The 21,068-nt window shown below is 69.3% G+C and carries 19 protein-coding genes; 15 read left to right on the top strand and 4 right to left on the bottom strand.

Annotated elements, in window-relative coordinates; all coding sequences use genetic code 11:
• Positions 1 to 13 precede the first annotated feature (13 nt).
• Complete coding sequence (gene rbsB, locus ACZ45O_RS00115; RefSeq protein WP_464854945.1) at positions 14 to 991, top strand: ribose ABC transporter substrate-binding protein RbsB; 978 nt, start codon at positions 14 to 16, stop codon at positions 989 to 991.
• A 181-nt stretch (positions 992 to 1,172) separates the two neighbouring features.
• On the opposite strand, the gene ACZ45O_RS00120 is transcribed toward rbsB, so the two are convergent.
• Positions 1,173 to 2,354: a M24 family metallopeptidase gene (locus ACZ45O_RS00120; protein WP_464854946.1), complete on the bottom strand. Its 1,182-nt coding sequence runs from the start codon at positions 2,352 to 2,354 to the stop codon at positions 1,173 to 1,175.
• A 128-nt stretch (positions 2,355 to 2,482) separates the two neighbouring features.
• Between ACZ45O_RS00120 and ACZ45O_RS00125 the strand changes: the two genes are divergently transcribed.
• The 7 genes from ACZ45O_RS00125 (at position 2,483) to ACZ45O_RS00155 (ending at position 11,086) form a co-directional block, all read left to right on the top strand.
• Entirely contained in the window at positions 2,483 to 2,920 is a 438-nt protein-coding gene (locus ACZ45O_RS00125) for a hypothetical protein (protein ID WP_464854947.1), read from the top strand.
• Positions 2,921 to 4,537: 1,617 nt separating this feature from the next.
• Entirely contained in the window at positions 4,538 to 5,632 is a 1,095-nt protein-coding gene (locus ACZ45O_RS00130; RefSeq protein WP_464854948.1) for a glucose-1-phosphate thymidylyltransferase, read from the top strand.
• Positions 5,629 to 6,990 carry a CotS family spore coat protein gene (locus ACZ45O_RS00135; protein ID WP_464854949.1) on the top strand — a complete coding sequence of 454 codons (1,362 nt, stop codon included), beginning with the start codon at positions 5,629 to 5,631 and terminating at the stop codon, positions 6,988 to 6,990. The genes ACZ45O_RS00130 and ACZ45O_RS00135 overlap by 4 nt, the downstream gene beginning before the upstream one ends.
• Positions 6,991 to 6,998: 8 nt before the next feature.
• Positions 6,999 to 8,144 (top strand): glycosyltransferase family 4 protein, encoded by a 1,146-nt coding sequence (locus ACZ45O_RS00140; protein WP_464854950.1) that lies wholly within the window; start codon positions 6,999 to 7,001, stop codon positions 8,142 to 8,144.
• Positions 8,145 to 8,146: 2 nt separating this feature from the next.
• The gene (locus ACZ45O_RS00145; protein ID WP_464854951.1) at positions 8,147 to 9,274 is read left to right on the top strand and encodes a glycosyltransferase family 4 protein; all 1,128 of its coding nucleotides are present in this window, start codon (positions 8,147 to 8,149) and stop codon (positions 9,272 to 9,274) included.
• Positions 9,275 to 9,277: 3 nt separating this feature from the next.
• Positions 9,278 to 10,156 (top strand): NAD-dependent epimerase/dehydratase family protein, encoded by an 879-nt coding sequence (locus ACZ45O_RS00150; RefSeq protein ID WP_464854952.1) that lies wholly within the window; start codon positions 9,278 to 9,280, stop codon positions 10,154 to 10,156.
• 84 nt (positions 10,157 to 10,240) lie between these two features.
• A complete protein-coding gene (locus ACZ45O_RS00155) occupies positions 10,241 to 11,086 on the top strand; it encodes a hypothetical protein (RefSeq protein WP_464854953.1) in 846 nt (281 codons plus the stop codon).
• Between the two features lie 87 nt (positions 11,087 to 11,173).
• Here ACZ45O_RS00155 and ACZ45O_RS00160 read toward each other — a convergent pair whose 3' ends face one another.
• The gene (locus ACZ45O_RS00160; protein WP_464854954.1) at positions 11,174 to 12,238 is read right to left on the bottom strand and encodes a CotH kinase family protein; all 1,065 of its coding nucleotides are present in this window, start codon (positions 12,236 to 12,238) and stop codon (positions 11,174 to 11,176) included.
• Positions 12,239 to 12,352: 114 nt separating this feature from the next.
• On the opposite strand from ACZ45O_RS00160, the gene ACZ45O_RS00165 reads away from it, so the two are divergent.
• Positions 12,353 to 12,808, top strand: a complete 456-nt coding sequence (locus ACZ45O_RS00165; RefSeq protein WP_464854955.1) for a hypothetical protein — start codon at positions 12,353 to 12,355, stop codon at positions 12,806 to 12,808.
• A 123-nt stretch (positions 12,809 to 12,931) separates the two neighbouring features.
• Here the strand turns inward: ACZ45O_RS00165 and ACZ45O_RS00170 are convergent, their stop codons facing one another.
• On the bottom strand, positions 12,932 to 14,230 hold the full coding sequence (locus tag ACZ45O_RS00170; protein WP_464854956.1) for a UDP-glucose dehydrogenase family protein: 1,299 nt from the start codon (positions 14,228 to 14,230) through the stop codon (positions 12,932 to 12,934).
• A 110-nt stretch (positions 14,231 to 14,340) separates the two neighbouring features.
• Here ACZ45O_RS00170 and ACZ45O_RS00175 point away from each other — a divergent pair, with 110 nt between their 5' ends.
• A complete protein-coding gene (locus ACZ45O_RS00175; protein ID WP_464854957.1) occupies positions 14,341 to 15,114 on the top strand; it encodes an HAD-IIA family hydrolase in 774 nt (257 codons plus the stop codon).
• A 72-nt stretch (positions 15,115 to 15,186) separates the two neighbouring features.
• Here ACZ45O_RS00175 and ACZ45O_RS00180 read toward each other — a convergent pair whose 3' ends face one another.
• A complete protein-coding gene (locus tag ACZ45O_RS00180; protein ID WP_464854958.1) occupies positions 15,187 to 15,750 on the bottom strand; it encodes a hypothetical protein in 564 nt (187 codons plus the stop codon).
• Positions 15,751 to 15,979: 229 nt separating this feature from the next.
• Here ACZ45O_RS00180 and ACZ45O_RS00185 point away from each other — a divergent pair, with 229 nt between their 5' ends.
• The 5 genes from ACZ45O_RS00185 to ACZ45O_RS00205 all read left to right on the top strand — a co-directional run bounded on the left by ACZ45O_RS00185 (position 15,980) and on the right by ACZ45O_RS00205 (position 21,056).
• The gene (locus tag ACZ45O_RS00185) at positions 15,980 to 17,875 is read left to right on the top strand and encodes a PrkA family serine protein kinase (protein ID WP_464854959.1); all 1,896 of its coding nucleotides are present in this window, start codon (positions 15,980 to 15,982) and stop codon (positions 17,873 to 17,875) included.
• Positions 17,876 to 18,008: 133 nt separating this feature from the next.
• Positions 18,009 to 18,620: an FAD-dependent monooxygenase gene (locus ACZ45O_RS00190; protein ID WP_464854960.1), complete on the top strand. Its 612-nt coding sequence runs from the start codon at positions 18,009 to 18,011 to the stop codon at positions 18,618 to 18,620.
• Positions 18,554 to 18,997, top strand: coding sequence for a hypothetical protein (locus ACZ45O_RS00195; RefSeq protein ID WP_464854961.1), 444 nt, complete (start codon positions 18,554 to 18,556; stop codon positions 18,995 to 18,997). Before ACZ45O_RS00190 ends, ACZ45O_RS00195 begins: the two co-directional genes overlap by 67 nt.
• 88 nt (positions 18,998 to 19,085) lie before the next feature.
• Entirely contained in the window at positions 19,086 to 20,018 is a 933-nt protein-coding gene (locus tag ACZ45O_RS00200) for a lysostaphin resistance A-like protein (protein ID WP_464854962.1), read from the top strand.
• A 273-nt stretch (positions 20,019 to 20,291) separates the two neighbouring features.
• Complete coding sequence (locus tag ACZ45O_RS00205) at positions 20,292 to 21,056, top strand: DeoR/GlpR family DNA-binding transcription regulator (RefSeq protein ID WP_464854963.1); 765 nt, start codon at positions 20,292 to 20,294, stop codon at positions 21,054 to 21,056.
• Positions 21,057 to 21,068 lie beyond the last annotated feature (12 nt).

Consider the following 21,068-nt stretch of genomic DNA (forward strand, 5'->3'; position numbering starts at 1 on the left):
GAGGGAAGGTCACATGAAGCGAATTGCACGGTTCCTGGTTGCAGTGCTCGCAGTCGCCATGCTCGCCGCCTGCTCGTCCGGCGGCAGCGGCTCCCAGACGCCCCCGAGCTCCGAGCCCCCGGCCCAGACCGGCGGTGAAACCGGTGGCGAGCAGACGCCGTCCGGGGAGGAGACCATCACGCTGGGTCTCGCCGTCTCTACCCTGAACAACCCGTTCTTCGTTGACCTGCGCGACGGCGCCCAGGCCGCGGCCGATGCTGCCGGCGTCAAGCTCGTCGTGATGGACGCCCAGGACGACCCCGCCAAGCAGATCAGCCAGGTTGAGGACCTGATCACGCAGAAGGTCGACGTGCTGCTCATCAACCCCACCGACTCTGACGCCGTCGTCACCGCCGTGGAGGCGGCCAACGAGGCCGGCATCCCGGTGATCACCGTCGACCGGGGCGCCAACGGCGGCGAGGTCCTGGCGCACGTGGCTTCTGACAACGTGGCCGGCGGTCGCATGGCCGGCGAGCTCATCGTCGAGCTGATCGGCGGCCAGGGCCAGATCGCCGAGCTCGAGGGCATCCCCGGCGCCTCCGCCGCCCGTGACCGGGGCGAGGGCTTTCACCAGGCCGTTGACGGCGTGGAGGGCATCGAGGTTGTCGCCAGCCAGCCCGCCGACTTCGATCGGGCCAAGGGCCTGACCGTCATGGAGAACATCCTGCAGGCGCACCCTGACATCGTCGCCGTGTTCGCGCACAACGACGAGATGGCCCTTGGCGCGCTGGAGGCCATCGAGGCCGCCGGCAAGTCCGACCAGATCCTGGTCGTCGGCTTCGACGCCACCGCCGACGCCGTGAAGGCCGTCGAGGAGGGCCGCATGGCCGCCACCGTCGCCCAGAAGCCGCAGGAGATGGGCCGCCTGGGCGTGGAGACCGCTCTGAAGCACCTGAACGGCGAGTCGGTCGACGAGTATATCCCCGTTCCGCTGGAGCTGGTGACGCAGTAGGGCGCAGCGGTCTGATCAACAAAGGGAGGCCCCCGGAAAGCGGGGCCTCCTTTCCCATTGCCGGGCAACGGGTGTTGAACTGGGGGTGAAATCGCCATCGCCGCGAAGGTGCTGAAGGGGGGAGGCGCTGCTGCTGACCGAAGCGGCGGCGGACGCCTGACGGAGTAGCCCGGTACCGGCCTCAGGCGGGCTTGACGCCAAGTTCCTCGCTGGTGAGCGAGAGCCGCTCTGCGCCGCCGGGCTTCACCACGAACGTCGACTCCAGCCCCACCGCGCCCTGGCCGGGGAAGAAGAACTTGGGCTCCACGGCGATGACGTTCCCGGCCTCCAGCGGCGTGCGCTGCTTCGGGGCGAGAATCGGCCATTCGTCCAGCTCCAGCCCGACGCCGTGGCCGACGAAGCGCACCCGGCTGTCGCCCCAGCCCATGAAGTGCTCTTCCAGCCCCGCCTGCCGGGCAATGGCGACGCTCCGTTCCCAGAGCTGCTCGCCGGTGGCGCCGGGCCGCGCCTCCCGGGCGATCATGTCCAGGATCTCCCGGCAGACCTCGTGGGCCCGCACCAGCTTCGGGTCCAGCCGCCCGATGACCATGGTGCGGGTCTGATCGTGCACGTAGCCGTCCACCACCGTCGGGTAGTCCACGCAAACCGGCTCGTCTCGCCGGATGGCGCGCCGGCTCGCGCCGTAGGGGGCGGCGGGGGTGAGCCCGACGCCGCCGAAGGGGGTGTCGGCGAACGAGAACGCGAGGGCCGACTCGCCGGCCAGCACCATCATCGCGGGCGATTCGAAGGCGTTGTGCGCGTGCCAGCGGATCATGCCCTGGGCGCCGGCCAGCCGCTGGGCGCTCTCGCCCGCCACCGACAGCTCCAGCTCTGTCATCCCCTCCCGCAGGGCTTCGAAGAGCGCCCGGTAGGTCTCGTCGGCGGCCCTCGCCGCCGCCCGGATGCGCTCCACCTCCCACGGCGACTTCACGGAGCGAATCTGGCGGAGGGCCGGGCCCACATCCACCGCCTCGGCCCCGGGCAGGTAGCGGCGGTACAGCTCGAACTGTGCGACGGGCAGCCGGTCCAGCTCCATGCCGATGCGCCGCGCCCCGCCCAGGTGCTCCGGCAGCGCGCGCAGGCTGGTGAGCAGCTCGACATGCTCCAGGGCCGACTCGTGCCGGGCTCTGTCCAGCACCCGGCGCACCAGGAGGCGCGGCTCACCGGCGGCCGGCACCCAGAGGTGGCTCTGCTGGGCGGTGCCCGCGAAGTAGAGCAGCGACGTGGTGTTGTGCAGGAGGGCGCCTTCCAGGTGCTGCTCGCGCAGGCTGGCCTGCAGTTGGCGGATGCGGCGCTCCAGTTCAGGGCGGGGCGTCAGCAGCATGGGAATTCCTCTCCTTTGCCAGGTTTTCTGTGAATTTGGACGACTGACGCGGCCATGGGGCGACGGGCGGCCCGGGTGCATAGGCTGGACCAGACGCAGCCGTGTTCCGCGCGAAGAGGAGGTGGCCCATGCTTCTGGAGATCATCAGCGAGGCGGTCGTCGGTCGGGCAGAGCACACCCTCACCTGGACCCACACCATGGCAGCCGACGGAGCGGTCCAGGTTCTGGGGGTGCGGTCCGGCCAGGTGTCGTGCAGGCTGCGACTGGAAGGCGATGCACCGCAGGCTGAGCTGACGGTTGATGTGGACCTGTGGTTCCTGGGCCCGGAAGGCACCCGGGTGGCCCGCGCCCGGTGCCATACCGTGCAGCCGACGCCGGTGGCCCTGCGGGGGAATCTGCTCAGCGATCCTTCCTATGAAATGCGGCTTGTCGGGAATCCGCGCACCACGGATGTGCGCGTGGAGGACGACGTCATTCACCTGGATCTGGCCGTCACGGTGGAGGTGGAGGCCAGGGCCCTCACCCGCTACTGGGTGCGGGCGGAGGATCAGGTGCCCTCACGCTGACCACATACCTGCGTTCAGCCCGCGGCCCCGCGCCGCGGGCTTCGCCTGCATGCGTGCCGAGACCGCGGCGCCGTCGGAGCCGGCGGTTTTTCGCTTTGGCCCAGACGCGGAAGCGAAAAAGTTACGGTTCCCACGTTGACCACGGCCGAGCAACCGGCTGAGCCTCGTCGCCGAACGTCGTTATGTCAACCAGACGCCCATTTTATGTCACCTGAGCCGCCGCAGAGGGCGTCGAACGCGCACCACACCTGGCGAGGTCACCCGCTGAAGTCACCGCCGGCATTTGGGAACCCTCGGTTTTACGCTTTGGCCCAGACGCTGAAGCGAAAAACTTACGGTTCCCAAGTTGGCCACGGCCGAGCATCCGGCTGAGCCACGTCGCCGGACGCCGTTATGTCAATCGGACTCCGATCTTATGTCACCTGAACCTCCGCAGAGGGCGTCGAACGCGCACCACACCTGGCGAGGTCACCCGCTGAAGTCACCGCCGGCATCTGGGAACCGGCGGTTTTACGCTTTGGCCCCGACGCCGAAGCGGAAAACTTGCGGTTCCCACGTTGGCCACGGCCGAGCAACTGGCTGAGCCTCGTCGCCGGACGCCGTTATGTCAATCAGACGCCCATCTTATGTCACCTGAACCTCCGCAGAGGGCGTCGAACGCGCACCACACCTGGCGAGGTCACCCGCTGAAGTCACCGCCGGCATCTGGGAACCGGCGGTTTTACGCTTTGGCCCCGACGCCGAAGCGGAAAACTTGCGGTTCCCACGTTGGCCACGGCCGAGCAACTGGCTGAGCCTCGTCGCCGGACGCCGTTATGTCAATCAGACGCCCATCTTATGTCACCTGAACCTCCGCAGAGGGCGTCGAACGCGCACCACACCTGGCGAGGTCACCCGCTGAAGTCACCGCCGGCATCTGGGAACCGGCGGTTTTACGCTTTGGCCCAGACGCTGAAGCGGAAAACTTGCGGTTCCCACGTCGGCCACGGCCGAGCAACCGGCTGAGCCACGTCGCCGGACGCCGTTATGTCAATCGGACTCCGATCTTATGTCACCTGAACCTCCGCAGAGGGCGTCGAACGCGCACCACACCTGGCGAGGTCACCCGCTGAAGTCACCGCCGGCATCTGGGAACCGGCGGTTTTACGCTTTGGCCCCGACGCCGAAGCGGAAAACTTGCGGTTCCCACGTTGGCCACGGCCGAGCAACCGGCTGAGCCTCGTCGCCGGACGCCGTTATGTCAATCAGACGCCCATCTTATGTCACCTGAACCTCCGCAGAGGGCGTCGAACTCGGGCCACACCGGGATAGGTCACCCACTGAAGTCACCGCAGGCATCTGGGAACCGACGGTTTTGCGCTTTGGCCCCGACGCCGAAGCGAAAAACTTGCGGTTCCCACGTTGGCCACGGCCGAACAGCCCGCCGGGGTTGGGCCGGTGCGCCTGCTGTATGCAACTGTGCGGCCGTACAGGGCGCCATCTACTGCAGGCTGGGGGCGGACTCAACGCCACATAAAGGCACCGGGCCCGCGGCCTCAGGCCGCGGGCCCCACGCCCCACGCTGTTACGTAAACCTCGCCCGGCTCTGCTGCATACGGTGGAAGGAGAAAGGCAGGGATGGATGTGAAGGCCCTGGTTCTCTGCGCTGGCCGCGGCACACGGTTGCGGCCCCTGACCCACACCTGGGCGAAGGCATCACTTCCCGTTGCCGGGCGTCCCATCTGGCAGCACATCTTCGCCTACCTGGAAAGGCACGGATTCGATGAGATCGGGGTGGTCGTCGGCCCCGGCCAGCAGGAGCTGGCCGAGAGCGTGCGGCGGTGGTCTCCGCAGCGGGTCAACGTCATCCTGCAGGCCGAGCCCGGAGGCATCGCCCATGCGGTGGCGGCGGCGCGCCCCTTTCTGGCAGATGAGCCCTTTCTCCTCTACCTGGGCGACAACCTGACCAGCGACGACCTGAGCCCTGCCCTACGCCTGTTCCAAACAGAGGCCCCCGCGGCCCTGCTCACCCTGCGGAAAGTGGCCGACCCGCGGGCGTTCGGCGTGGCGGTGCTGAAGGGACGCCGGGTGACCGCGGTGGTGGAGAAGCCGGCGGACCCGCCGTCTGACCTGGCCATCGCGGGCATCTATCTCTTCACCCCTTCGGTTCATGACGCGATCGCGGACCTCGCCCCTTCGGCCCGCGGCGAGCTGGAGATTACGGACGCGATCGCGCGGCTGGTTGCGGACGGCCGCCCTGTGCTCGGCCACGAGCTGACCGGGTGGTGGGTGGACGCCGGAAGCGCATCCGGGCTGCTCGAGGCCAACGCCCGTCTCCTGGACGCGCTGAACCCCGGCGTGGACCCGACCGCTGTGCTGGAGGACGTGGACATCGCCGGGAGCGTCGCGGTCGGCCCGCGCACGGTGCTGCGCCGGGTCCGGCTGCGGGGACCGCTGGTCATCGGCGCCGATTGCCGGCTGACCGACAGCGAGGTCGGCCCGTCCACCAGCGTGGGGGAGGGCGCTAACCTCGAAGGCGTGCGAGTGTGGAACTCCGTTCTGCTCCCCGGCTCCCGGCTGAAGGGGCCGGGTCTCTGCCTGGCCGATTCGGTGGTGGGCGCCGGCGCGTCCGTATCGTCGCGGGCGGCGGACCACGCGACGCTGGTGGTGGGCGATGACGCCCATCTGGCGATTCCGCCGCGACCGCGGAGAGTCTGGGAGGTGACCCGGTGAAGAACAGCCCCGTGATCATCTACGTTCCTGCGGGCGCCGGCGTCTACGTGCCTGCCTCGGGCAGTGTGCAGATCATCGGCTCCGGCGGAAGCGACGAGCCCCTGGAAGACGTGCTTCATGCAGAACGCCCCGCCGCCCGCGGCCGCAGCGCGGCACCCAGCCGCAGCGCGGCAGTGCGCGGTAGCGCTGCAGCCAGCCGCAGCCCGGTAGCGCGCGGCAGCGCGGCAGCCCGCCGCAGTGCGGAAGAGTGGCAGGGTGCGTTTCTCCGCCGCTGGGCTCCCGCGATTGAGGAGGAGGAGGCGGAGTCCTACCCCGACCTCACGGTGCCCCCCGAGATTATGGCCCTCGCCGAGAAGGCGGCCGAGGCCTGGGACATGAAGGTGACCGGCTGGACCCTGGCCGCCACAAAGCCGGAGAAGGGCTGGGGCGCCATCTGGCGGATCGAGACCAACCGGGGCCCCCGTGCCCTGAAGCTGCTGCACCGGCCCTTCGAACGGAACCTCTTCTCCATCGGCGCGCAGGAGTATCTCGTCAAGCGGAAGGCCCGGGTTGCGCCCCTGGTGCCCGCCCGCGACGGGCTGCTCTACACCGTGGTGGGAGGCCGCATGTTCATCGTCGCGGAGTGGATTGAGGGGCTGCACCAGGCGCCGAAGGACACGCCGGACGGCGCCGCCATGCTCTGCGGCGGCCTGGCCGAGTTCCACCGGCGGTCGCTGGGTTACGAGCCGCCGCCGGGCGCGGTCAATGCCAGCCGGCTGCACCGCTGGCCCCGGGTCTACCAGAAGCTGCGCACCAAGCTGGACTGGTTCGAACACCTGGCCCGGGCCTATCACGACCTGCCTGCCAGCCCGGTGCTGTTGGAGGTGCTGCCCCGGTTCAAGGAGCAGGCCGACGAGGCGATCCGGATGCTGGAGGCATCGGCCTACCGGCAGTTCATCGCCCGGGGAGACCAGGCCTGGGGACTTGCCCACCAGGACTACGGCTGGTCCAACGGACAGGTGGGGCCCGACGGCCGCATCTGGGTGATCGACCTGGACGGGGTAGCCTTCGACCTGGCCTTCCGCGACCTCAGGAAGCTGATCACCGGCACTATGGACGACCGGGGCGACTGGGACATCACCTGGATGAAGGCGATGATCGACGCCTACCACGAGGTGCATCCCATCGAGCCCGAGGCCATGCAGGTGATGCTGATCGACATGTATCTGCCCAACGAGTTCTACAAGCTGGTCAAGGACGTGCTCTACGACCCCAACATGCTGGACGGCGCCATGGTGGCCGCCCTGGAGCGGCTGCTCATCACCGATGAACGCAAGCAGCAGGCCCTGCGGGAGCTGGGCCTCAGGCGGAGGAGGTGACCGGTGCCGTGCGCAGCCTGATGATCTGCACCGAGAAGCTGCCCGTGCCGCCGGTGCGGGGCGGGGCCATTCAGACCTATATCCACGCCGTGGCGCCGCGCCTTGCGCGCGACCACCAGGTGACGGTGCTGGGCGTGACCGACCCCGAACTGCCCGAGAGGGAGGTCCGGGGCGGCGTGGAGTACTGGCGCGTGCCGGGCGGTCCCTTCCCGCAGTACCTGGAGCGGGTGGTGAACCTGCTGCGCCGGACGGGGCGGAGCTTCGACCTCGTCCACCTTTTCAACCGGCCGCGGCTGGTCCTGCCGGTGAAGCGCGCCCTCCCCGGGAGCCGGCTCATCCTCAGCCTCCACAATGAGATGTTCCGGGAAGACAAGATCGCCCCCGAGGAGGCCCGGGAGGCCATGGCTGCGGTCGAGGGCATCGTCACCGTCAGCGACTTCATCGGCCGGGGGGTGGAGGCCCTGTACCCCGAGGCGCGGGGCAAGTGGCGCACCGTGTACTCCGGGGTGGACCTGGACCGGTTCCTGCCCATCTGGACGCCGGAGGCCCGGCAGATCCGGCAGCGGCTCCGGGCGGAGCACGGCCTCGGGCGCGGCCCGGTGCTGCTCTATGTGGGGCGGCTCTCGCCGAAGAAGGGCGCCGACGTGCTGGTGCGGGCGATGGGGCCCATCGCCCGGCGGTACCCGGAGGCCAGCCTGGTGCTGGTGGGCAGCAAGTGGTACGGCGAGGACCGCATCAGCGACTACGTGGCGTACGTGCGGGCTCTGGCGGCCCGGGCGCCGATCAACGTGCACACCACCGGGTACGTGCCGGCCGACCGGGTGCACGAGTGGTTCGCCGCCGGCGACCTCTTCATCTGCGCCTCCCAGTGGGAGGAGCCGCTGGCCCGGGTGCACTACGAGGCCATGGCCGCAGGGCTGCCCATCATCACCACAGCCCGGGGCGGGAACCCCGAGGTGGTGCGGGGGCAGGGCAACGGTCTGGTGGTGGAGGAGCCGGAGAAGCCCGGGGCCTTCGCCGGGGCGATCCTCCGGGTGCTGGGGGACGCCGAGTTGCGGGGCCGGATGAGCCGGCGGGGCCGGGCCCTGGCCGAGGCCCACTTCGGCTGGGACCGTGTGGCGGCCGAGATCCGCGCCCTGTGGGAGCGGCAGTGAGCATGCGCATCGCCCTGGTCTGCACGGAGAAGCTGCCGGTTCCCCCGGTCCGGGGCGGGGCGATTCAGACCTATATCGACGGCGTGCTGCCCTTCCTGGCGGCCCGGCACGCCGTCACGGTCGTAGGCCGGTCCGACCCGGCGCTGCCCCCCGAGGAAGAGGCGGGCGGCGTGCGCTTCGTGCGGGTGGCGGCAGAGGGCGGCCCTGATGCCTACGCGGAACGGGCGGCGGCCTTCCTGGCGGCGGAGCGGTGGGACGTGGTGGAGGTCTTCAACCGCCCCGCCTTCGTGGAGCGCATCGCGCGGGCCGCCCCCGGCGCCAGGCTGTTCCTTTCACTGCACAACGCCATGCTCGCCCCGCACCGGCTCCACCCGGGGCGGGCCCGGCGCATCCTGGGCCTGCTGGAGGGCGTGCTGACGATCAGCGACTTCATCCGGCGCACCGCGGTTGCGTATTACCCCGAGTTCGCCGACAAGTTCCGCACCATCTACTCCGGCGTCGACCTGGAGCGCTTCCGCCCGGGGCCGGGCCCCCGTTCCGAGGCGCTCCGGGCGGCGCTCGGCATTCTGGGACGGCCGGTCATCCTCTCGGTGAGCCGGCTCTCGCCCAAGAAGGGCGTCCACGTCCTCCTGGAGGCGATGGCGCAGGTGGCGCGGACCCACCCCGAGGCGGTGCTGGTGCAGGTGGGATCCCGCTGGTACGGGCGGAACGATGCGGACGACTACGTGGAGGCGGTGGCGGAGCAGGCCGCCGAGCTGGGGGACGCCGTGCGGATGGTGGGCTACGTGCCCTACGCGGAGGTGGACGCGTTCTTCCGGATGGCGGACATCTTCGTCTGCGCATCGCAGTGGGAGGAGCCGCTGGCCCGGGTGCACTACGAGGCGATGGCCTGCGGGCTGCCCATCGTGACCACCGACCGGGGCGGCAACGCCGAGGTGGTGGCGGAGGGGCGGAACGGGCTGCTGGTGCGGCAGCACCACCGGCCTGAGGCGTTCGCGGCCGCCATCCGGACGCTGCTGGACGATCCGCAGCTGCGGCGGCAGATGGGCGAGGAGAACCGCCGGGTGGCGGAGGCCCGGTTCGGCTGGGCCCGGGTGGCGGCCGAGCTCCTGGCGGCACTGGAGGGGTGAGCTGTGGCGCGCTTTCTCGTGACCGGCGCGGCGGGGTTCATCGGATCGCACCTAGTGGAGTCGCTCCGTGCCGCCGGACATGACGTGGTGGGGGTGGACCGCCGTCCGGGGGCCGATGTGCAGGGAGACCTTCTGAAGATGGACCTGGCCCCGCTCCTGGACGGCGTCGAGTACGTGGTGCACCTGGCGGGGCAGCCCGGCGTGCGGGAGAGCTGGAGCCAGTTTCCCGCGTACCTGAAGGGCAACCTGCAGACGACCCAGCGGCTCCTGGAGGCCCTGCGGGAGCGGCCCCTGAAGAAGTTCGTCCTGGCGTCCACCTCGTCGGTGTACGGCGACGCGCCGATGCCGGCGCGGGAGGACGGGCCTACCCTGCCGGTCTCGCCCTACGGGCTCACGAAGCTGGCGGCCGAGCAGCTCTGCGAGCTGTACGGCCGCACGGCGGGCATCCCCTGGGTGGCCCTGCGCTACTTCACCGTCTACGGTCCCCGCCAGCGCCCGGACATGGCCTTCAGCCGCTGGCTGACCGCCGCGCTCACCGGCGCGCCGATTCAGATCTACGGCGACGGCAGCCAGCTCCGGGACTTCACCTACGTGGGCGACGCGGTGATGGCGACCCAGCGGGCCGCCCTCAACCCCGTGGTCGGCGTGCCCATCAACGTGGGCGGCGGCAGCGCGGTCACCATTCGGAAGGCCATCCGGCTGATCGCCGCCATCACCGGCCGGCCGGTCCGGATCCAGCACCTGCCGCCGGCGCCGGGCGACATGCGGGAGACCCGGGCCGACACCGAGCGGCTGTGGCAGGAGGTGGGCTTTCTGCCCTCCACCCCGCTGGAGGATGGGCTCTGGGAGCAGTACAAGTGGCTCCTCACGCGGCGGGCGTGACGTCGGCGCGCCCGCCCGCGGGGAGCAGATCGCCGGCGGCCTGCATAGCCTGATACGAGAATTCAGCCCTGAGGAGGATGGCCCTTGTCCAGCATTCGGCTGCAGGAGATCATAACCCGTGCCGTCGTGGGCCGGTGCGACCGCCGGGTCGTCTGGACGCACACGGCGCCCGCCGACGGCGCGGAGTGTGTGCTCGGGGTCCATGTGAGCAGTCCGCAGCTGACCGTGGAAGGAGGCCCCGGCGGGCCGCAGGTGCGCCTGGTGGCCGTCTGCGAGGTCTGGTGCGCCGCGGGCGACGAGACCCGGGTAGAGCGAATCACCTGTACACACACGGAACCTGCCGACGTGCCCCTGGTGGCTCAGGTCGTCGGCGAGACCCAGACCGCCGGCCGGCTGCTCCGGGGCGCCCGCTGTCTGGAGGCGGAGGTGCGCGACGGGCTCTTCCACCTGACGGTGGAGACGCACATCGCCCTGGAGGCGGTGGGCATGGCCCGGCTCTGGGTGAAGGCCTTCGACCTCCGGGAGGACGGGGCGGAGTTCGACTCGTTCAGTTCGGAGACCAGCGACTCTTCCCTCAGCCTGGAGGAGCTGAACGCCGACTGGGAGCCGGTGGCCGATCTGGAGCCGGAGCCCGCGGCGGCGGAGCTGGGCGCGGAAACGGAGACGGATGTGGGCGTGGAGGCGGATGTAGGCGTGGAGGCGGAAGCGGCGCCGGAGCCGGAAATGGGCACGGAAGCCGAAGTGGACGGGGACGCGGAGATGGAGGTGGAGCCGGCCCGGCAACTGGCCCGGGAGGAGGAACTGGAGGAGGAGGACGAGGCGCAGACCGAGATCGCCGCGCTGGCCGGCATCCCGGACCGCGACTCTCGCCGCAGGAGCGCCGCCGTCTCCCGCTTCAGGGGGCCCGCCCGCGTCACGATCGTGCAATAGCCGGCGTAAGGGGCTATCCCAGTCATTTTGGGTGACGCTGTCATCCCAGAATGACGGAGGGGCAGCCCCTTTGCTGTGGGCGGCCCCTCACAGCGGTGCCAGCTCCCGCAGGAGCAGGGCCCGCCGGTCCACGGCCCAGCGTCGGAGCCGGTCGACCTCCCGGGCGAAGTCGGCCTTCCTGAGGTAGGGGTCCCGGTCCCGCCACGGCTCCACCTGGCGGCTCAGCCGGTCGATGAGCGGGAGCACGGCGCCGGGCGCGAGGGGGCCGTCCAGCGCCCGGAGGAAGGCCTGGCGGAAGCGGCGCCGCCCTTCGGGGTGGGCGAAGAGCCGGTGCGAGAGCTTGTTCCAGCCGGTCACGGGCACCCGGTCCAGCCGGGCGGGCCGCCCGTGGATGTCGATGCCCCACGTGGCGTCGTAATCCCACGGGATGATGCGGAACCGCTGCTCGTCGGGTTCCAGGTAGAGGGCGTAGTTGTGCACGAAGCCGTCGCGGTTTCCCACGAAGACGGCGCCGATCACCCAGTGCAGGTAGCGGTCCAGGTCGAACCACCGTTCGACCACCTGCATGAGCGACGCCTCGTCCGCCAGGTTGAGCGCCAGCAGCATCTGCCGGATGGGTTCCGGGTCTGCCTTCTCCACCGGGAGGTAGCCCCTCTCCAGCGGCTCCTTCAAAGTCTTGGTGAAGGGGCTGATCAGCCCGAAGTTGGCGTTGCGGTTGGTCGCGTAAAAGATGGGGCCGGGCGTCCAGCCCCGCCGGCGGCAGAAGTCGCGGTCCACCGACTCCAGCGCGATATAGAGCCCGGCTGGCTCGCCGCTCACCGTCGGGAGGACGTGCCGCCACCGGGGCGCGTCCACGCCCAGCATCGGGAAGAGGGTGTACGAGAGCGCCGAGCGCAGCAGGGTCGGGTCAACGAAGTCGGCGTTCAGATGGATACGGCGCACGGTGTGGCCGGCCGGGGGTTCGTCGGGCAGGGGGGCGCCGCGCAGGGTCACCTGCAGGGACCGCTTGGGAAACTTGCGGGAGTGTGCGCCGCGGATGCGCACGGACACCGGCAGCTCGGGCCCCCCATTCCAGCGAAGTGTGCCGGTCAGGCTGCCCTCCGCAAGCCGGGGCCAGGGGTCAGGCCCCAGCTCGAGATCGCAGAAGTCCATGGGTTCACACCCTTCGCAGTACTCCGGGCGAGGTGACGGAATGTGCCGGGCGGGCATAGGATGGAGCGTCAGGTCGCTGCAGAGACCGTATGACCACGGTGGAGGGATGCGGGCATGGCTGAGTCCGGGAACCTGGTGGAACGTCTGCTGAACCTGGTCGAGGAAGAGAAGCGGGATATGGAATCACTCTATGCGGAAAGTCCGGTTCGGGCGCACCTCCTGCAGGCGACCGGCGGTGACGACGACGGCACCGGATCCGGCTCCGGGGACGAGTCGGGCACGGGTTCGGGCGACGGCACCGGCTCCGGCGATGACGCCGATGCTGACGAGGACGACGGCGGTTCGGGCGATGACGCCGACGCTGATGGCGACGACGACGGTTCGGGCGATGACGCCGACGCTGATGGCGACGACGGCGGTTCGGGCGATGACGCCGATGCTGATGGCGACGACGGAGGCTCCGGCGACGATTCCGACGTGGCCGGCGATGACGGCGACATGGACGGTGACGACGACGTGACCGAAGGCGATGCCGACGGCGGTGATGATACGACCGGCGGCGATGCCTAATCCTGTGAAATATTAAGGGGGCTGTCCTGCAGGTCATCTGCGATGACCTCAGGACGGCCCCATTCTCGTGGCTTCGTTGCCAGCGCCGGGCCTGCGCGGGCCCGTGCGGGCCCCGCGGGGATCTCAGCGCCCGCGGCCCCGCCCCACGCCGATGTGGCGCAGCCCTGCGGCCGCCATGGCATCGGGGTCGAACAGGTTCCGGGCATCGACGACCAGGTCGCCGGCCAGGGCGGTCCGAATCTCGGCCGGTGAGGCGGCCGCGTAGGCCGGCCACTCGGTCAGCACCAGCAGCGCGTCTGCCCCGTGGGCCGCGGACCAGGGGTCGTCGGCCAGCTCCAGCCCGGCGGGCAGGCCGTCAGGCCCGGCTGCCGCCAGGGCCGCCGCGAAAGTGTGGCGGGCCTCGGGGTCGTGGGCCGCCACCCGGGCCCCCTCTGCCAGCAGGGCGGGGATGATGGCCAGGGCAGGCGACTCCCGCACGTCGTCGGTGCCGGCCTTGAAGGCCAGGCCCCAGACGGCGATGCGGCGGCCCGCCACGGGCCCCAGCTTCGCCAGCACCCGCCGCCGCTGCCGCTCGTTGGCGCGGCGGGCCGCGGGGAGCAGGTCCAGCCGGACCCGCCTCCGCCGGGCGGTCCAGAGCAGGCCGGCCAGGTCTTTGGGCAGGCAGGAGCCCCCGTACCCGGGGCCGGGGTTCAGGAAGTGGCCGCCGATGCGGCGGTCCAGCCCCACGCCCTTCAGCACGGCCAGCACGTCGGCGCCCAGCCCGTCGGCCAGGGCGGCCACCTCGTTGGCGAAGGAGAGCTTCACCGCCAGGAAGGCGTTGCTGGCGTACTTGATCAGCTCGGCCTCCTCCCAGCCGGTGCTGATCACCGGCGCGTCGATGCCGCGGTAGAGGTCGGCGACCTGCCGGGCGGCGGCCGGCGACGCGGCGCCGACCACGATGCGGTCGGGGTGGAAGAAGTCGTGGATGGCGGTACCCTCCCGCAGGAACTCGGGGTTGGAGACCACAGTAAAGCCCGGGCCCAACCGGCTCTGCGCCCGGCGGTTGGTGCCCGGCGGAACGGTCGACTTGAGCACGACGGTCAGGGGGCCGGCCGGGCGGCGCTTGTGCAGGTCGCCGAGCAGCTTCCAGAGCGCACGCAGGTCCGGTGCGCCCGAGGCGGACTGCGGGGTGCCGACGCAGACGATCAGCACCTCCGCACGGCGGAGGGCCTGGTCCATGTCCGTCGTTACCCTCAGGGAGCGGTCCAGGTGGCGCCGCAGCAGGTCGTCGATTCCGGGTTCGTAGAAGGGGCATTCGCCCCGCTGCAGTCGGGCCACGCGTTCACCGTCAATCTCCAGGAGCGCGACTTCGTGTCCCAGCTCGCAGAGGCAGGCCGCTGTGGTGAGCCCCACATAGCCTGCTCCGGCTACGGCGATGGGCAAGGAGCTTCCCCCCGGTGCAGGTGATGTTTCATCTTATGGCGCAGGACTTCAACCGGCCTTAGCGAACCTGTGCTCTTGTTGAGCCTGCAGCACACAGGGGGTTAGATTCGTTGAAACAGTTCAAGGGATACATCTTTGACCTGGACGGCACCCTCTACCTGGGCGACCACGCGATCCCCGGGGCTCCCGAGACCCTGGCCGAACTGCGCCGGCGGGGCGCGAAGATCGCCTTCCTCTCCAACAAGCCCATCGAGCCCGCCGCGAGCTACGCGGCAAAGCTGAACCGCCTGGGCATTCAGGCGGCGGTGGAGGAAGTGCTCAACTCGTCGATCATCATGGCCCGCTACCTGAGCCGGACGGCGCCCGGGGCACGGGTCTACCTGATCGGCGAGGAGCCGCTGGCGGAGGAGCTCCGGAAGCGGGGGATCCAGCTGGTCACCGACCCACTGGCCTGCGAGTACGTGGTGGTGTCGTGGGACCGGCAGTTCACCTACCGGAAGCTGAACGACGCCCTCCAGGCCATCCGCAACGGCGCGCGCTTCATCGCCACGCACCCCGACCGCACCTGCCCGGTGCCCGGCGGCGAGGTGGCCGACGTGGGCGGGATGATCGGCGCGGTGGAGGGGGTCACGGGGAAGAAAGTGGAGCTGATCACCGGCAAGCCCTCGCCCATCACGGTGCAGGAGGCGATGGAGCTGCTGGGGCTGACCCCGGACCAGTGCATCATGGTCGGCGACCGGCTGGAGACGGACATGCGCATGGGCCGGGAGGCCGGCATGACCACGGCCCTGGTGCTGACGGGCGTCACCCGCCGTGAGCAGGTGGAGAGCTCGCCCTGGAAGCCGGACTACGTGCTGGAGAGCGTGGCCGGGTTGCTGGGATGACGGCGACGAAGGGAACAGGACAGGAAACCCCGCGGGGGCCGGTACGGCCGCACGCGGGGCTTTTTTCTCCGGTTACGGCGCCGCGTCCTCGACCACTTCCACCGTCCACAGCTCGGCGGGGAAGGTGAACAGCACGTCGCCGCCGTCCCACACGATCCGCACCCGGGTGTCGCCGTTGAACGCGGCGATGATCTCGTCCCGCTGGCTGAAGTCCGCGAAGTCGAACTCGGTGAGCAGCCCCATCGCGGGTTGCTCGGGCGTCAGGTCGACGTCCCACATCCCGGGGTCCAGGTTGGTGCCCAGCAGGGCCCTGGGGGTGATGCGGAAGACCTCCTCCGGCAGCCACACCGCGGCGTGGACGTTCTCCAGCGTCTCGTCGGCGAGGGAGGTTACCATGATCTTCACGGCGGCGATCCCTGCCGTCGGCGTCCCGGGGTTGCGCAGGATCCGGAGGGCCGGCTCCACCGCGAAGGGCACCTCGTCCAGCGTCTGCGGCTCCATTCCCGGGGGGATGTCCGCGGGGATCAGCCGCGTCACTTCCACGGGCTCCGCGGCCGGCGCGCCGGCGCACCCGGCCAGCAGGGCGGCCGCCAGCATGATGGCGGGCAGAGCCGCCTCTGGCCACCGTCGGTTCATCGGGGACCCTCCTCGTTCCGGAGTGCTGAGAACAGTCTGACGGAAGGCGGTCCCTGCGGTCAACCAGGCGATCCCTCCTGGCGTTCCCGGGTCCCTGTGCCCGCCGCAGCCCACCGCACCCCGCAGAAGCTTGACCCATCGCTTTTTCGTGGCACGGGAGCAGACCTCCCTCATATACTTTATCCCAACCGTTGACAGGAGGCGGGCGTGAGGAGAGAGGAGGGTACCCGTGGATCTGAAGGAGCGGCTGGAGCAGCACAGGGCGGAGGAGCAGCGCCTGGCCTGGGAAGGCACCTTCCTGGAGTACTTCGAGATCGTCAAGCGCAACCCCGCAGTGGCCGACCTGGCGCACGCGCGGGTTTACAACATGATCATGTCGGCTGGCGTCGAGAAGAACGCGGGCGGCCAGAAAACCTACAAGTTCTTCAGCGACGAGATCTTCGGGCTGGAGAAGCCGCTGGAGCAGCTGGTGGAGTATTTCCGCTCGGCGGCCAAGCGGCTGGAGGTGCGCAAGCGCATCCTGCTGCTGATGGGGCCGGTGGGCGGCGGCAAGTCGACCATCGTCTCGCTGCTGAAGCGGGGCCTGGAGCGCTGGTCCCGCACCGAGGAGGGCGCCATCTACGCGATCAAGGGCTGCCCGATGCACGAGGAGCCGCTGCACCTGATCCCGCACGAGCTCCGGGACGAGATCCGCAAGGAGTATGGCATCTACATCGAGGGCGACCTCTGCCCGGCGTGCCGGCAGATGGTGCAGGACAAGTACGACGGACGGGTAGAGGACGTGATCGTGCAGCGCATCGCCTTTTCCGAGAAGAACCGGGTGGGCATCGGCACGTTCACGCCGTCCGATCCGAAGAGCCAGGACATATCTGAGCTGACCGGTTCCGTCGACCTCTCGACCATCGGGCAGTACGGCACCGAGTCCGACCCCCGGGCCTACCGGTTCGACGGCGAGCTGAACGTGGCCAACCGGGGGCTGATGGAGTTCATCGAGATGCTGAAGTGCGACGAGAAGTTCCTCTACGGCCTGCTAACCCTCAGCCAGGAGCAGTCCATCAAGACCGGCCGGTTCGCCATGATCTACGCCGACGAGGTGATCGTCAGTCACACAAACGAGAACGAATTTAACGCCTTTGTAAACAATAAGAAGAACGAAGCGCTAAAGGACCGCATGATCTTGGTGCGGGTGCCGTACAACCTGAAGATCGACGACGAGGTGAAGATCTACGAGAAGCTCATCAACGACTCCGGCCTGAAGGGCATCCACATCGCGCCGCACACCCTGCGCATCGCGTCGCTGTTCGCCATCCTGACGCGGCTGGAGCCCTCCAAGAAGGCCGGCCTCAGCCTGATGAAGAAGGTGAAGCTCTACAATGGCGAGTCGGTGGAGGGCTTCACCCAGAAGGACATTCGGGAGCTGCAGGAGGAGGCGTCGCGGGAGGGCATGGTGGGCATCTCGCCCCGTTACATCATCAACCGGCTCTCCAGCGCGCTGGTGCGGGAGGGCGTGACCTGCATCAACCCGCTGGATGCGCTCCGGGCCCTGAAGGACGGCTTCGAGCAGCACACCGGCATCACCCGCGAGGACAAGGAGAACTACCTGAACTTCATCTACGAGGCCCGCAAGGAGTACGACGAGCTGGCCCGCAACGAGATCCAGCGAGCCTTCATCTACGCCTTCGAGGAGACGGCCCGGTCGGTGTTCAACAACTACCTGGACAACGTTGAGGCCTACGTGAACAAGCAGAAGCTGATCGACCCGATCACCGAGGAGGAGGTCGACCCGGACGAGAAGCTGATGCGCTCGATCGAGGAGCAGATCGGCGTGACCGAGAACGCCAAGAAGGCGTTCCGGGAGGAGATCATGATCCGCATCTCCACGCTGGCGCGCAAGGGGCTCACCTTCGAGTACACGAGCCACGAGCGGCTGAAGGAGGCCATCGAGAAGAAGCTGTTCGCGGACATGAAGAACGTGGTGAAGATTACCACGTCGACCCGCACGCCTGACCCGGAGCAGCAGAAGCGCATCAGCGAGGTGGTGCAGCGGCTGATCGACGACCACGGCTACTGCGAGGTCTGCGCGAACGAGCTCATTCGGTACGTGGGCACGCTGCTGAGCAGGTGACGCACCTGGCCGCCTCCGGAAAGGGGGGCGGTCAAGTGCGTTCCGGCCCCACCTGCGCGCCATACCTCTGTTGTTGACCCGCCGGACCAAAGGAGAGAGACAGGCGGGTCCGGCCAAAGAGGAGGCCACGATCATGGGCACAGCCTTGGTCATCGGTGCGGGGATTGGCGGACTGGCGGCGGCCGTGGCGCTGCAGCGCGCGGGCCTGTCCGTCAAGGTGTTCGAGCGGTCGCCGGCTGTGCGGGAGGCGGGCGCCGGTCTTTCGCTATGGCCGAACGCACTGCGCGCACTCGCCGAACTGGGTCTCGGTGACGCCCTGAACGCGATTGCCCTGCGCGGGGGCGGCGAGATCCGCACCGCCCGGGAGGAGGTGCTCTCCCGCTTTGCCGAGTCGGATCTGGTCGACCGGTACGGCGATGCCGTCGCCTACGTCCACAGGGCTGAACTGCTGGCCCTGCTTTACGAGGCAGCAGGGGGAGCCGCGGTCGTGCAGACCGGACGCAAGTGCATCGGGGTCGAGCAGGATGGCGGAGGTGTGGTGGCCCGGTTCAAGTCCGGAAGCGCCGAGCGGGGTTGGGCGAATAGTGAACCAACGTCCGTAAGGGCCGGGCCATCGGTCGGCACAAGGGGGCAGGAAAGATGGCCGGGATGGTTCAGGGCCGCATCGGCGGCTTTCTTGTGGGCAACGACATTCGTGTTTCCTATGAAAACGGCACGCTCACCGGGCGATTCGGCGGCGCCCTGATCGGCAAGGACGTCGCGCTCTCCTTTGACGGCACCACGCTGAGCGGGCGCTGGGGCGGCGTGCTGGACGGCAAGGATCTTCATTTCGTCATCCGCGGGAACGAGGGCAGTGGGCGGATGGGCGGCGACGTCGTCGGCTGGGACATCGCGCTCTCGCAGCAGCACGACCAGATCACCGGCCGGATCGGCGGGAGCGTCTCCGGCGCCGACCTGCGCCTGACGGCCAGGGATGGGCTGCTCACCGGGCGGATCGGCGGCGATGTCGTCGGCAAGGACTGCTACCTGCAGGTCGCCGGCGTGCCCTACCTGGCCGCGGCCGCGCTGGCGGCGATGGTCTATTATCAGATGCACCTGGATCGGTCAAGATCCTCCTCGTGATGGTGAAGGCGCTTCCTGGAAGAACCCCTGGTAATTTCGTGAACCCCAGGGTGCGGAGAAGCAGTCCTCCCCTTGAGGAGGTTCGCACATGCCCGCACCTGAGAATCCAACGCCTTCGGCACCGCGATCGTCCGCCTGGTCCCAGGTCCGGGCGGCCGTCACCCATCCCGCCGGAGTCGCTTTCCTGGTGGCGTGGCTGGCGGCCGCGGCGACGCTCGTGGTCCGGGGCCACGCGCTGGTTTTCCTGCAGGTTGCTGTCACGCTCGGATTGCTGTTCGTTTTCGCCACGGCCCTGCTGCTCTGGCTGGCCCCTCACCCGCCCCAGGCCGACGCGCCCCGTCACCGCCGGAGCGCCCTCTGGGCCCAGGTGGCCTTCCTGCTCCTCATCATCGTGTTGACCGGTCTGAGGGGCATGAGCTTCCATGGGGTCGCCCCTGCGGGCTGGGAGCACATTCCGCTCTGGACGCCCTTCGTGGACGCGCTGGATCGCGCGGGAGGCCGGCTCTTCGGAAACGACAACTGGGTGGCCAATCCGGTCCTGTACATGGTGCTGCCCGGGGCCGTGCTGCTGCTCTGCAGGGTCAGACCTGTGGAACTGGGGCTGAGGCAGGGGTACCGCTCCTGGGCGGTCGCAGCGCCCTACCTGCTGTCCCTGGGGGTGCTGGCGCTCGTGGTGAGCGCCATGGGCGACGCCCGGGCCGCACTCCTGCTCCCTCTGGCGGCGCTGGACAACTTTCTGCAGAACGGTTTCATGGAGGAGTTTCTCTTCCGCGGGGCGGTGCAGACCCGGCTGGCGCCGCTGATCGGCGAGGGGTGGAGCCTGGTTCTCAGCTCCCTGGCCTTCGGCGCCTGGCACCTGGGCGCGACGACGGCGATGCTGGGCGGTGACTGCGTGGCGGGCCTGGCCCTCTCCATCGTGAGCCAGGGGGCGCTCGGCCTCCTGCTCGGGCTGCTCTTCATGCGGACCCGGAGCCTCATCGCGCCCGCTGTGGCCCACATCACCATCAACCTGTGGGGCTGATCCTGCGCATGAGTACGCCTGCCGCCGGCGGGCCAGGGCGAGACCCTCCGTGCGGGCAGAGGCGCGGCGCCTCGAACCGGTCAAACAGCGGAATCGCAAGCAAGAGCACCTTCCCGACGCGGGAAGGTGCTCGCTTTATGCGTGCGTTTCAACCGGGGCGGCGCTCCCCGATCGCCGACTTTCCGTATTGACCGAGCGCATCCGATCTCCTATACTCATAAATGAGCACAAACGATCATAAACGGCCAGCAATACATGACTGGATGTGATCACATGTTCCCGGAAGAGCGAAAGCGTCGCATCATCGAGCGCGTGCGCAGCGGTCAATCCGTGACGGTGCAGGATCTCAGCCAGGCCTTCGGCGTGTCCGAGTCCACGATCCGCCGGGACCTGCGGGAGCTGGAGCGCGAGGGGCTGCTGGAGCGGACCCACGGGGGCGCCGTGCCGGCCGACCCCACGCTCGCAGAGCCCAGCTATGCCGAGAAGTCGGACCAGAACCGGGCCGAGAAGATGGCCATCGCCCGGGTGGCGGCGGGAATGGTACATGATGGGGCCTCCATCATCCTGGACGCCGGCACCACAACCCTGGAGATCGCCCGGCTGCTGAAAGACCGCCGGAACCTGACGGTGGTGACCAACGCCTATCCGATTGCCGCAGAGCTGGCGGATGCCCCCGGCGTCGAGGTGATCGTGACCGGCGGGTCGGTCAGGGGCCGAACCCTGGCGCTGGTGGGGCCGCTGGCCGAGCAGGCCCTGGAGCAGGTGAACGCCGATGTGGTCTTCCTGGGCACGAACGGCATCCACCTGGACCGCGGGCTGACCACGCCGACCACGGCCGAGGCGTCTGTCAAGCGGCGGATGATCGCTGCCGCCCGCAAGGTGGTGGTGGTGGCCGACAGCACCAAAGCGGGGCGTGTGGCCTTTGCCGCCGTCGCTCCCGTGGTCAGCATGCACATGCTGATCAGTGACCGGGGCCTGGAACAGCGGTTCGCCGCAGAGCTGGTCGCACGTGGCATTCAGGTTCTCACCGCTGAGTAAAGGGGATGCATT

This window comes from Symbiobacterium turbinis, assembly GCF_055383075.1.

What these genes read in the sequence shown, in the direction of transcription:
- rbsB (WP_464854945.1), top strand. Translation starts at nt 14, where the DNA reads ATGAAGCGAATTGCACGGTTCCTGGTTGCAGTGCTCGCAGTCGCCATG.
- ACZ45O_RS00120 (WP_464854946.1), bottom strand. Translation starts at nt 2,354, where the DNA reads ATGCTGCTGACGCCCCGCCCTGAACTGGAGCGCCGCATCCGCCAACTG.
- ACZ45O_RS00125 (WP_464854947.1), top strand. Translation starts at nt 2,483, where the DNA reads ATGCTTCTGGAGATCATCAGCGAGGCGGTCGTCGGTCGGGCAGAGCAC.
- ACZ45O_RS00130 (WP_464854948.1), top strand. Translation starts at nt 4,538, where the DNA reads ATGGATGTGAAGGCCCTGGTTCTCTGCGCTGGCCGCGGCACACGGTTG.
- ACZ45O_RS00145 (WP_464854951.1), top strand. Translation starts at nt 8,147, where the DNA reads ATGCGCATCGCCCTGGTCTGCACGGAGAAGCTGCCGGTTCCCCCGGTC.
- ACZ45O_RS00160 (WP_464854954.1), bottom strand. Translation starts at nt 12,238, where the DNA reads ATGGACTTCTGCGATCTCGAGCTGGGGCCTGACCCCTGGCCCCGGCTT.
- ACZ45O_RS00165 (WP_464854955.1), top strand. Translation starts at nt 12,353, where the DNA reads ATGGCTGAGTCCGGGAACCTGGTGGAACGTCTGCTGAACCTGGTCGAG.
- ACZ45O_RS00180 (WP_464854958.1), bottom strand. Translation starts at nt 15,750, where the DNA reads ATGAACCGACGGTGGCCAGAGGCGGCTCTGCCCGCCATCATGCTGGCG.
- ACZ45O_RS00190 (WP_464854960.1), top strand. Translation starts at nt 18,009, where the DNA reads ATGGGCACAGCCTTGGTCATCGGTGCGGGGATTGGCGGACTGGCGGCG.
- ACZ45O_RS00200 (WP_464854962.1), top strand. Translation starts at nt 19,086, where the DNA reads ATGCCCGCACCTGAGAATCCAACGCCTTCGGCACCGCGATCGTCCGCC.
- ACZ45O_RS00205 (WP_464854963.1), top strand. Translation starts at nt 20,292, where the DNA reads ATGTTCCCGGAAGAGCGAAAGCGTCGCATCATCGAGCGCGTGCGCAGC.